Origin of the sequence: Flavobacterium soyae (assembly GCF_021245985.1) — a bacterium.
Taxonomy (GTDB): domain Bacteria; phylum Bacteroidota; class Bacteroidia; order Flavobacteriales; family Flavobacteriaceae; genus Flavobacterium; species Flavobacterium soyae.
Genome location: NZ_JAJQXA010000012.1, coordinates 84,542 through 96,282 on the forward strand (window position 1 = coordinate 84,542; position 11,741 = coordinate 96,282).

Annotated in this window: 9 protein-coding genes; 2 read left to right on the top strand and 7 right to left on the bottom strand. The window is 34.5% G+C overall.

Annotated features, from left to right (window positions below; translation table 11 throughout):
• Nucleotides 1–124: 124 nt before the first annotated feature.
• Both dapA and LUU93_RS15750 read right to left on the bottom strand, forming a co-directional pair.
• Nucleotides 125–1,006, bottom strand: a complete 882-nt coding sequence (gene dapA, locus LUU93_RS15745; protein WP_232682132.1) for a 4-hydroxy-tetrahydrodipicolinate synthase — start codon at nt 1,004–1,006, stop codon at nt 125–127.
• 16 nt (nt 1,007–1,022) lie between these two features.
• Nucleotides 1,023–1,535: a DUF6913 domain-containing protein gene (locus LUU93_RS15750; protein WP_232682133.1), complete on the bottom strand. Its 513-nt coding sequence runs from the start codon at nt 1,533–1,535 to the stop codon at nt 1,023–1,025.
• Between the two features lie 46 nt (nt 1,536–1,581).
• Between LUU93_RS15750 and LUU93_RS15755 the strand changes: the two genes are divergently transcribed.
• Nucleotides 1,582–2,361 (top strand): 5'-nucleotidase C-terminal domain-containing protein, encoded by a 780-nt coding sequence (locus tag LUU93_RS15755; RefSeq protein ID WP_232682134.1) that lies wholly within the window; start codon nt 1,582–1,584, stop codon nt 2,359–2,361.
• Nucleotides 2,362–2,519: 158 nt separating this feature from the next.
• Nucleotides 2,520–3,431, top strand: coding sequence for a bifunctional metallophosphatase/5'-nucleotidase (locus LUU93_RS15760; protein ID WP_232682135.1), 912 nt, complete (start codon nt 2,520–2,522; stop codon nt 3,429–3,431).
• On the opposite strand, the gene LUU93_RS15765 is transcribed toward LUU93_RS15760, so the two are convergent.
• The 5 genes from LUU93_RS15765 to LUU93_RS15785 all read right to left on the bottom strand — a co-directional run.
• Entirely contained in the window at nt 3,417–4,112 is a 696-nt protein-coding gene (locus LUU93_RS15765) for a hypothetical protein (protein ID WP_232682136.1), read from the bottom strand. The two genes, LUU93_RS15760 and LUU93_RS15765, sit on opposite strands and share 15 nt — an antisense overlap.
• Entirely contained in the window at nt 4,102–6,105 is a 2,004-nt protein-coding gene (gene ligA, locus LUU93_RS15770) for an NAD-dependent DNA ligase LigA (RefSeq protein ID WP_232682137.1), read from the bottom strand. Before ligA ends, LUU93_RS15765 begins: the two co-directional genes overlap by 11 nt.
• Before the next feature lie 252 nt (nt 6,106–6,357).
• Nucleotides 6,358–8,295 carry an OmpA family protein gene (locus LUU93_RS15775; protein WP_232682138.1) on the bottom strand — a complete coding sequence of 646 codons (1,938 nt, stop codon included), beginning with the start codon at nt 8,293–8,295 and terminating at the stop codon, nt 6,358–6,360.
• 11 nt (nt 8,296–8,306) lie between these two features.
• Nucleotides 8,307–9,239 carry a PorP/SprF family type IX secretion system membrane protein gene (locus LUU93_RS15780; protein ID WP_232682140.1) on the bottom strand — a complete coding sequence of 311 codons (933 nt, stop codon included), beginning with the start codon at nt 9,237–9,239 and terminating at the stop codon, nt 8,307–8,309.
• A gap of 44 nt (nt 9,240–9,283) precedes the next feature.
• Nucleotides 9,284–11,741, bottom strand: a 2,458-nt coding sequence (locus LUU93_RS15785; RefSeq protein ID WP_232682141.1) for an Ig-like domain-containing protein, incomplete at its 5' end; no start/stop codon positions are given.

Sequence of the window (11,741 nt, forward strand, 5' to 3'; positions counted from 1 at the left end):
ATGATTTTCTTAGACATTATGCCAAAGTAAAAATCACACCGAAGCTTTCGGGTGCAAATTTAGTCATTAATTTAGCGACTGCAAAATAATTTTTTAGTATCTTATAATACTAACACTTTAACAATTATTTAATGCTGTTTTTTACAAACTCATTTAATCTTGCCGCTAAAGCGTCATCTACAGAAACCAGTGGTAAACGAACTACATTCTCAGCAATACCAAGAGCTTGAAAGATTTGTTTGATTCCGGCAGGATTTCCCTGTTCAAAAATCATATCAATACAATCTGATAAAAAGTATTGTGTTTTAAACGCTTCAGCAGCTTTTTTATTGAGTCCTAAGCGAATCATTTCTGAAAATTCTTTTGGAAAACCTTGTCCTATTACTGAAATTACACCAGCACCGCCAGCTAAAACAATAGGCAAAGCAATCATATCGTCTCCAGAAATTACCAGAAAATCTTTTGGTGCATTTTTTATAAGTTTTAATGCCTGTGCCATATCACCCGCAGCTTCTTTTATTGCTACGATGTTTTTAAAATCATTTGCTAAACGAACCACGGTTGAAGGAAGCATATTGCTTGATGTTCTTGCCGGAACGTTATATAATATTACAGGAATTGGAGATGCTTCTGCAATTGCTTTAAAATGCTGATAAATACCTTCCTGAGTTGGTTTGTTATAATATGGTGAAACTGAAAGTATCGCCTCAAAAGCAGAAAAATCTCTTGTTTTTAATTCTTCAACAATCTTCATGGTGTTATTTCCTCCAACTCCAAGAACCAATGGCAGTCTTCCTTTATTAACATCAATTACGGTGCTGATAACTAACTCTTTCTCTTCTTGTGTTAAGGTAGCATTTTCTGCTGTTGTTCCCATAACAACAAGATATTCAACTCCTCCATCAATCGAAAAGTTAACGACACGCTGCAAGGCTTCAATATCTACTGAAAAGTCTTTTTTAAATGGGGTTACAAGCGCAACACCAGTTCCTATTAATGATTGCATATTTTGATTTATAATTTTATTTTATACTTTTTAAATACTTAAACAATTCAGTAATGAAAAGTTTATACTCAGCCATCGCAGTATTAATCATCCATCGATTTAATTTTTCGTCGACTGAAGAAAATCCTACTTTAAATTTTGCCTTTGATTTACTTGTTATCATCATTAAAATAGAGTTTTCCTCTTCATAATAACTAATCAAAAGATCAAATTCTGTATCAATAAATTCATTTAAAAAAACTTCTGTAACCTTCCCTCTCCAATCGATATGTTTTTTACCGAAAGTAGGTCTTGAATACATTTTTTTCTTATCGAACTTACGTCTGTACGCAGCAACTTTTATGTTTTCTGGAGCAATTCCATTTATCAAAAGTTCTTTTATTAACTCTTTAGAATGGCGAAATTCACTCTCATCAACCAACAAACCAACGGTTTGTATATTACTGGTAAAAACTTCGTCTTTGATAGTTTTTAAGTTATTTTTTAATGATTTTTTTACAAAAAATTCCTTTATATAATTTAAAAACATAGTACTTTTACGAATTACAAAATTAATTATTTAAGCCGCATTTAAAATGGTAAAACTAAAAAAGTATAACCGATTTTTAAAACTTTTTGTTATATTCTTAACACTGATTTCAATATTTTCCTGCTGCACCAAGAATTATAATTTAACGAAGATAGAAGGAAAACAGCTTCCTGTTGCAGAAAATAGTGCACAAACTCCCGAAATTGAGAAATTTATTAAGCCTTATCGAGATCATATTAATAAAGATTTAGACAGTGTTCTTGCTTATTGTCCTGAAACTCTAGACAAAAGTACAGGAAAATGGCAGACCACTATTGGAAATTTATTGGCCGATGTTTGTTTAGAGAGAGGTAATAAAGTTTTTAAAACCCGCGAAAATAAAAATGTTGATTTATGCTTTTTAAATCATGGCGGTATCAGGGCAATTTTACCAAAAGGAAATGTAACGACAAGATCTGCTTTTGAAATTATGCCTTTTGAAAATAATCTGGTTGTCCTGGCTTTAAAAGGAGATCAAATTTTAGAGATTACTTCTTATATTATAAGAGAGAAAAAACCGCATCCTTTGTCTGGAATGACTTTTACTATTGCAAAAGACAATACGGCAAAAAATATTATGATTCAGGGTAAACCACTTGATGTAAATAAAACATATTATGTTGCTACAAACGATTATTTGGCAAATGGCGGCGATAACATGAGTTTTTTTGCAAAAAATATTCAGAAATATGATTTGAATTATAAGCTTCGAAATCTGTTGATTGATTATTTTAAAGAAGTAGATACAATTCCGATTCCTAGAGATATTCGTATTACAGAAGAATAAAAGACAAGAGCTTATTACATTTTTTTCTATATGCGTAAAAATTTTAGCCACAGATTAAAAGGATTAAAAAGATTAAAAAATCTGTGCAAATCTTTTTAATCTGTGGCTAAAAAAAGTTAAACACTAAAAATATAAAGTTCCCGCAAAAAATATACAAAATGAAAAGAAGAGAATTTATCGAAAAAACTGCTGCAAGTACTGCCTTATTAAGTTTAGGATTGTCATTGAGCAGTTTTGGAAATGACGATATAAAACACTTAACGATTCTGCATACAAACGATGTTCACAGTCATATAGATCCGTTTCCGGCTGATGATCCCCGTAATCCAAATAAAGGCGGCGTATCACGTCGTGCGGCACTTATTGAAACAATTCGTAAGGAAAATCCAAATGTTCTTTTGCTAGATGCGGGTGATATTTTTCAGGGAACTCCGTATTTTAACTATTATGGCGGTGAACTAGAGTTTAAGCTGATGAGTATGATGAAATATGATGCCTCAACAATAGGAAATCATGATTTCGATAACGGTCTTGATGGCTTATATGCTCAAATGCCTCATGCAAGTTTTGAGTTTATCTGCTCGAACTATGATTTTAAAAACACCGTAATGAACGGTCTGGTAAAACCTTATAAAATTTTTAATAAAAATGGTATTAAGGTTGGGGTTTTTGGTTTGGGAATTGAGCTTCAGGGTTTAGTTGACAAGCAATTATACAAAGAAACTGTTTATAATAATCCTGTTGAAATTGCTCAGGATATGACGCAGTTATTAAAGAAACAAGAGAAATGTGATTTGGTAATTTGTCTTTCGCATCTTGGATACAGATACAAAGATGAACCTTCGAAAATTTCTGATTTAAAATTGGCTGAGCTTACACAGGATATTGATTTAATTATTGGCGGCCATACTCATACTTTTCTTGATAAGCCAACGATTGTAAAAAATAAGACAGGAGAAAATGTATTGGTCAATCAGGTTGGCTGTTATGGAATCAATTTAGGGCGTATCGATTTTTATTTTGATAAAGATAAAGCACACAGCAATCAGGCCAAATCAATTATTGTATAAGGCCCTTTTTTGCATTTTTGTTTTTTCGAGGAAATATTCGACCATAAAGTAGTAGGCTAAAATTTGTGTAATATCACGTATCAAAACCAGAACTACGGACTGTGAAAAGTATTCGTTGAAGATGTAGAATATATCTGAAAATATATAACTAACTGTCATTAATGACATTAAAAGGGTTATAAATGTGCCTTTTGTAATATAGCTTACAAAAGAGAAATAACTTATATAACTTAAAATTATTCCGTAGATGATATATATATAATCAAAGCTTTTAGTGTTGTCAAATTTCATACTGAGTACTGAAATGAGCAGATAAACAATAAAAATTATTACTAAAGATATTGGCAGGATATCTTTTTTCTGCAGTTTTATTCTTTCGTGTTCTACAATAAAAAGTTTCATAATTAAGGCATACACGACAAGAAAACTTAATACAGCTCCAATTTCAGAAACCTCAACATCCATAAGATTAAAAACCTGACCTATAAAGCAAAAAAGAAAAATAAAACTTTCGGTTTTCTTGATTTTGAATTCACTGCTGATTAAAAAATAAATAAAAATGGCAGGCAAAACTATTGCCTTCGCATAAATTGCAAGGAAATCTTGTTCTGTCCAATCAAAAATAATTGTAAACAGTAACGCCAGGAAGAATAAAATTAACGATGGTTTATTAGCCTTCATTGAGTTTAGTTATAAAATCATCTTCAGATAGTATAGGAATATTTAATTTAGTTGCTTTTTCTAATTTAGCCGGCCCCATATTATCTCCCGCCACGACAAAGTCGGTTTTTGCAGAAATCGAACTTCCTACTTTTCCACCGTTATCTTCGATCGTCTTTTTTAATTCATCTCTTGAAAATTGACTGAAAACTCCTGATACTACAAAAGTTTTTCCAATAAATTTTTCGGTAGCATTTGGGTTTATTCTTTCTACGGTTTCAAATTGAACTCCATAACTTTTAAGACGTTCAATTATGATTTTATTTTCTTCGTTTTCAAAAAACTCTATTACGCTTTTGGCAATTCTTTCTCCAATTTCATCAACCAGAATTAAATCCATTAAAGAAGCCTGGCTTAAAGCGTCGATATTTTTATAATGTTTGGCCAGTTTCTTGGCAACGGTTTCTCCAACAAAACGAATTCCGAGTGCAAACAGTACACTTTCAAACGGAATTTCTTTTGATTTTTCTACCCCATTTACCAAATTTTCGGCTGATTTTTGTGCCATTCTTTCTAAATGCAAAATATCCTCAACTTTTAATTCGTATAAATCAGCATAATTGTATACTAATCCGTTATTAAAAAGTAATGCAACAGTTTCTCCGCCAAGTCCTTCAATATCCATTGCTTTTCTTGAAATGTAATGCTGCACCCTTCCTATAATCTGAGGAGGACAGCCGTAAAAATTCGGACAGTAATGATTTGCTTCTCCGATATTTCTGACCAGTTCAGTCTGACATTCCGGGCAATGTGTAATGTATTGTGTTATTTCTGAATTTTCCGGACGTTTTTCTAAATCAACTGCAATAATTTTAGGGATAATTTCTCCTCCTTTTTCAACAAAAACGGTATCATTTATTCTGATATCCAGTTTTTCAATTTGATCTGCATTATGCAGCGACGCTCTTTTTACAATGGTTCCGGCCAATTGAACTGGTTCAAGATTAGCCACGGGAGTAATGGCTCCTGTGCGCCCAACCTGATAAGAAATTGATTTTAATTTGGTTGAAACCTGCTCTGATTTGAATTTGTATGCAATTGCCCAGCGTGGTGATTTTGCTGTATAACCTAATTCTTCCTGAGAATGAATGTTGTTTACTTTTATTACAACGCCGTCTGTTTCATAAGGTAATTGATGACGATGTATGTCCCAATAGTCAATAAAATCAAAAACTTCCTGCATATCATTGACCAACTTGGCTTCGTTTGGCACTTTGAACCCCCATTTTCTGGCTAATTCTAATCCTTCGTACTGCGTTTCAAACGGAAGGTTATTTCCTGTTACGAAATACAACAAACACTCTAAAGGACGTTTTGCGACTTCGGCACTGTCTTGCAGTTTTAAACTTCCTGAAGCTGTGTTTCTTGGGTTTGAATATGGAGTTTCTCCTATCTCGATCAATTCCTGGTTCATTTTTTCGAAACCGGCATATGGAAGAATAATTTCTCCTCTAATGTCAAATTTTTCAGGGTAATCTCCTTTTAATTTGATTGGGATTGATTTGATTGTTTTAATGTTATTGGTAACCTCATCTCCCTGAAAACCATCACCGCGTGTTAATGCCTGAACAAGTTTTCCGTTTTCATAAGAAATACTGATTGAGGCTCCGTCGTATTTTAATTCGCAGGTATATTGCAGGTTTATATTTCCTAAAACACGCTGAATTCTGTTTTCCCAATCAATTAAATCTTCTTTAGAATACGAATTATCCAGCGAATACATTCTGTATTGATGCGCAATGGTTTTGAAATTTTTTGTTACCGTTCCGCCTACTCTTTGTGTTGGAGAATCTTCATCGAAAAACTCCGGGTGTTTATTTTCTAAATCCTGAAGTTCTTTTAGTTTAATATCAAAATCGTAATCAGAAATTGTAGCGTTATCCAACACATAATAGTTGTAATTGTGTTGATTAAGTTCGTCTCTTAATGTTTGGATGGTTTCCTGAATATTCATAAAATATTAAAATAATGCTGATTTTGATTTGAAAATAAATGAATATCAAAATTATGATTATTTTGGTTCAAAAAACATTAAAAAAAACGAAAGTTTTATAAAATCAAAAATCAGGCTGCAAAAACTTGCGGCCTGATTTTCTCCTTGTCCATTATTCTTAAAAAAGAATCTTAAAAAAACCAACTTCCAAATGGTTTTTGCGTTCTATATTTCACAATCTAATTATCAATAAATTAGATTGAAAATACAGTACTATTTTTGAATAATGATGAAATCGGAGCGTCTGTTTAACAAATGTTCTTCTTCAGTACATTTTACTCCATTTTTGCATTTATTGATTAAACGACTTTCACCGTAACCAATGGCACTTTCGATTCTTGAAGCGTCTATTCCTTGTGAAATAATATAATCTCTTGTTGATTTTGCTCTATTATCAGAAAGTTTTAAGTTATAAGTATCTTTTCCTCTTGAATCTGTGTGTGATTCAATTTTGATTCTGATGTTTGGAAATTTTTGCATGATGAAAACTACTTTCGCCAATTCTTCGATTGCCAGAGGTGTAATATCGTATTTGTCATAGTCAAAATAAATTGGGTTAACATCTACTTTTTCAACACCTTTCTTTTTTACAACTAAATCGTCATAATTACTGAGTTCAAAATTAACGTTTGGAATTTCGCCTTCGTTTTCTTTTGTTGTCTCTACGGTTTTATCATCGCTGCTGTAATTTTGTTTAGCCGCAATCATTTTAACCACTTTATTACATGGAACGACAATGGCATATTTTCCTTCGTAATTCGTTTTTGCTTCACCTAATACTTCTTTAAAAGAATTGTAAGCCATTATGGTAACATCCGGTAATGGAAGTTTAGATTTTCTGTCGATTGCCATTCCTGAAATGCTTTGGCTGCAAACAGGTTTTCCTTTTACAAAAGAATAAATATCATCGTCGCCTTTTCCTCCTGTTCTGTTTGATGAAACGTAACCGTAACTATCCGACTTATCCACGATATAAGTAAAGTCATCTTTGTTACTGTTTATTGGAGCGCCCAGGTTTCTTGGTGTAGAAAAAGTTCCGTCTGCAAAAAATTTACTTTCGTAAACATCTAAATCTCCTAAACCATAATGCCCGTCAGAAGAAAAATAAAGCATTCCGTTTCTGTAATATGGGAAAAGATCATTACCAATTGTGTTGATTTTTGGTCCCAGATTCAGTGGTGTACTCATAGTTCCGTCATCGGCAATTTTTACCACATATAAATCGGTTTCGCCAAATCCGCCCGGCATATCTGACGCAAAGAACAACCATTGACCATCATCGCTTAAACAAGGATGCCCTACAGAATAATCTTCGCTGTTAAAGAATACATTTTGCGGATTTTCCAGTTTATTATCGACAACTGAACCTCGTACAATCTGAAAGTTATTGATTTTATTTCCATCTACAACTAATTTGTTTTTCTTTAGAATGTTAGTGGTGTAATAAATCGTTTTTCCGCTTGCATCAAATGTGGCTGTTGCTTCGTGATATTTGCTCATTACGTTTGGTATAAACAAACTTTCATTGAAGAGGCTTCCATCTGCCGGGTTTCTTTCGGAAACATATAAATTCAGAAATGGCTGATTGTTCCATGTGTATAGTTTTTCGCTAAACTTGGTTGTATCTCTTGCCGAAGTAAAGACTATTTTTTCCTGAAAAAAAGTGGTTCCAAAATCAGATTTACTGGTGTTGATATCCAGATTTTTTATTTGATACAGTGGTTTTGCTTTCGCTAAACTATCCAGCTGCTTTTTCTGGGCAACATAGCGGTTTATTTCCTTTTGATCTCCTTTTTTATCCAGATATTCTTTGGTTACTCTATCTGCTTCTTCATAATCCATAACAGCTTTCATGCTTTGAATATATCTCAGATAGTAAATATCGGTTAGATTATTGCCCTGAGCTTCGTATAGTTTTCTATACCATTTAAGGGCATTTCTTGCATCAGAAATGAAATAATAGGAGTCTGCGGCATTTTTTAATGTTTGTGCCGACGGACTTTTAACATTCTGTAAAATTTCTTCGTAAGCCTTTGATGCATCTGTATATGAATAATTTCTAAACAAAGCATCGGCTTTCTTTAAATTAGTCTTTTGAGCAAAACTAAACGTAATGCTCAAGACTAAACTTAGGATATATATGTTTTTCATATGTTTTGTTTTTAGAAGAATCGAGGAGATTTAATTTTGCTTTGTCCTTTGTTGAATGTATAACGCAGGATGAATTCATGTGTTCCATCGTTGTATTTATTCAATTGGCTTACAGTGTAATCAAATGCATATCCGAGATAAAAACTTGGAGATATTTGAAAACCTGCCAGAATACTTACTGAATCATCTGTTCTATATGATCCGCCAATAACAAATTTTTCATAAAGCATAAAATTCGCCGATACATCTGCAGTCAGCGGCGCTCCGCTCACTGCTTTTACTAAAAATGCCGGTTTGAACTTCAAATTTGGGTTCAAATCAAAAACATATCCTCCCATTAAATAATAATGCAGACGATCGTAGTCTATCGATTCCTGCACATCATCATAATAGTTGTTTGAAATAAAACTTGGAACAGAAAATCCTAAATACCATTTTTCTGTGTAATAGTAAATTCCTGCTCCTACTGCCAATTTCATTTGATTGTCTATATTTTGGTTTAAGAGAACATCATTGTTATTATAATATCTCCCTTTAGACCAATCTATATTCAGCATTCTCATACCTGCTTTTATACCAAATGCTAATCTTTTTTCATACCCAAGAGGTAATGAATAAGAAAAGTTTCCGTCAAGGTATAACTCATTTGAAGGTCCAATTTTATCATTGACAACACTCAGCCCTAAACCGATTTTTTCATTTGAAAGCGGTGAGTGAATGGAAAACGATTGTGTTTCTGGTGCTCCTGAAATTCCTACCCATTGAGAACGGTGTAAAAGCGTGGCTTCGAGAGTGCCGGTAGATCCGGCATAAGCCGGATTTACCGCCATTGTATTATACATATACTGCGTATATTGAGGATCTTGCTGTGCGCTGGCACAAACAGTAATAAGAGAACATATTAAAATTAAATACGTTTCTAATGGTTTTATATATAGTTTCATAACGATACTTATTTAGTTTAATTAATTAGATGATTAATAGAATGTTATCTCATTATTGATAACCATCCTTTTTTAACCGTTCCATCTCCAATGGTAATCACATAAAAATAAGTACCTGTTGGCAGCATATCTCCTCTATTAACTACTCCGGATACATTTGCAGTTCCGTCCCAATCGTTTTCATAGTGGGCTTTGCTGTACACTAATGCACCATATCTATTAAAAACTTTTAACTCATTGTTAGAATGTGTTTCGATACAGTCAATTCTAAACAAATCATTAGCTCCATCATTATTTGGTGTAAACTCATTGTAAACTGTTAAACAAATTGGCACAACCGAAACTGAAGCTGTATTGTTTGCTGCATCAACATCTAAAGGAGTTGAGTTTTCAATTGCGGCAACATTTAAGTAATTTCCACTTGAAAGTACTTCTGCAACTATTGTTAACGTAACACTTTGTCCTGCTGGCAGCGTTGGAATTGTCCAAAGTCCCGTTGCCGGATCATAAGTACCTGTTGATGTATTAGAACTTACTAAATTGTATCCTGATGGCAGCAAATCACTAACAATTGTATTAATGAAACCACCTTCGCCAACATTGTTTACCGTAATTGTAAATGTTACGTTATCACCAAAATTAGGCGTTGGATTATCAACCACATTTGTAATTGTTAAATCAGAACATGTTGCAACTGTTACATTTAGGAATTTAGTTGTGGTTTCGTCACAGTTATTAGTGTAAGTAACCTCAACTCTTCCCGGTCCAATATCTGACCATGAAATTGTTGCAGATCCATCTGCAGTTCCTCCGCCGGAAGTGATTGTTCCGTTTGTAACTGACCAAACATAATTTGATTTTCCATTTGCAATTGAATAGGTTACTCCCTGGAAAACACATGGTGTGTCGTCTGTAGTTGTAAGCTGTACTAATGCATCATTTTCAAAGGCAATTGTAATACCCAGTCTTGCTGCGCTTTCACATCCGTTTGTTGTGTTACTAAGTGCGGCAGCATAATAGGTGCCTGCTGTTAGTAATGTTCCTGCCGGCAGCGGTGTTCCGCCTGTTGCAGCTGCATAGAAAACAACATTTGGTTCATTAACCAAGATGTTTGCTATCGTTGGCAGTTTAGATAAACAGAACGTTTGTGTTGTATTTGGTGTTGTAATTATACCCGGAGTATTTACATTTACTGCAACTGCTAATCTTGCTGGATTTTCACAATTTATAGCGCTTGACACAGCTCCATAATATGTTCCTGCTGCTAAAGCTGTTGTAGACGGAATTGCTGTTCCGCCTGCAGCAGAAGTATACCAAATCACATTTGCTTCATTTACCTGAATGTCGGCAACTGTTGGTGTATTTATTGAGCAGAAATCCTGTGCAGTATCTGTTGTAGTTGGCGTCGGGCTCGGATCTGTCACCGTTACAGTAACCTGTAAACGAGTTGAGCTTTCACAACCTGTTGCCGGATCTACAATATTACCATAATAAACTCCAGATGTTAAGGCTGTTGCAGCAGAAATTGCTGTTCCGCCTGTTGCTGTGCTAAACCAAGTTACATTGCTTTCGTTTACCTGAATGCTTGCAATTGTTGGTGATGTTGTTGAACAGAAGCTTTGGGCTGCATTATTCGTCGTTGGATTAATTGTATTTCCAACTGTAACTGCAACTAATAATCTCACGCTGCTTTCGCATCCTGTTACCGGATCCTGAATAGCTCCATAATAATTACCTGTTGCTAGAGCTGTTGCAGCTGGAATTGCTGTTCCGCCTGCAGCAGCTGTATACCAAACTACATTTGTTTCATTTACCTGGATATTAGCAACTGTTGGTGCGTTTCCAGAACAGAAAGTCTGTGCAGCATCTGTAGTTGTTGGTGTAGCAGGATCTGTTACAGTAACTGCAATTGCTAATCTTACCGCACTTTGACAATTTGTTGCTGGATCTAAAATGGCTGCATAATAGGTTCCGTTTACCAAAGCAGAAGTCGAAACAATTGGCACTCCGCCTGTTACAGTACTGTACCAAACAATGTTTGACTCATTAACCTGAATATTGGCAAAAGTTGGTGCATTAACTAAACAGAAGTCTTGTGTGGCATCTGTAGTGGTTGGTGTTCCCGGATTGGTTACGCTTACGGCAACTGCTAATCTAACATTGCTTTCGCAGTTGGTTGCTGGATTTAGAATTGAAGCATAATATGTTCCTGTTGCTAATACTGTTGTCGAAGGAACTGCTGTTCCGCCAGTAGCAGCTGTGTACCAAACTATTGTGCCAACCGCTGGTGCATTTATCTGAATATCGGCAACTGTCGGAGCATCAACTAAACAGAAGTCTTGTGCTGCATCTGTAGTCGCTGGTGTTCCCGGATCGGTTACGCTTACGGCAACTGCTAATCTAACATTGCTTTCGCAGTTGGTTGCTGGATTTAGAATTGAAGCATAATATGTTCCTGTTGCTAATACTGTTGTCGAAGGAACTGCTGTTCCGCCAGTAGCA

Bases quoted from the DNA above. Each gene is read 5' to 3' on its own strand.
- dapA (WP_232682132.1), bottom strand. From the start codon at position 1,006: ATGCAATCATTAATAGGAACTGGTGTTGCGCTTGTAACCCCATTTAAA.
- LUU93_RS15750 (WP_232682133.1), bottom strand. From the start codon at position 1,535: ATGTTTTTAAATTATATAAAGGAATTTTTTGTAAAAAAATCATTAAAA.
- LUU93_RS15755 (WP_232682134.1), top strand. From the start codon at position 1,582: ATGGTAAAACTAAAAAAGTATAACCGATTTTTAAAACTTTTTGTTATA.
- LUU93_RS15760 (WP_232682135.1), top strand. From the start codon at position 2,520: ATGAAAAGAAGAGAATTTATCGAAAAAACTGCTGCAAGTACTGCCTTA.
- LUU93_RS15765 (WP_232682136.1), bottom strand. From the start codon at position 4,112: ATGAAGGCTAATAAACCATCGTTAATTTTATTCTTCCTGGCGTTACTG.
- ligA (WP_232682137.1), bottom strand. From the start codon at position 6,105: ATGAATATTCAGGAAACCATCCAAACATTAAGAGACGAACTTAATCAA.
- LUU93_RS15775 (WP_232682138.1), bottom strand. From the start codon at position 8,295: ATGAAAAACATATATATCCTAAGTTTAGTCTTGAGCATTACGTTTAGT.
- LUU93_RS15780 (WP_232682140.1), bottom strand. From the start codon at position 9,239: ATGAAACTATATATAAAACCATTAGAAACGTATTTAATTTTAATATGT.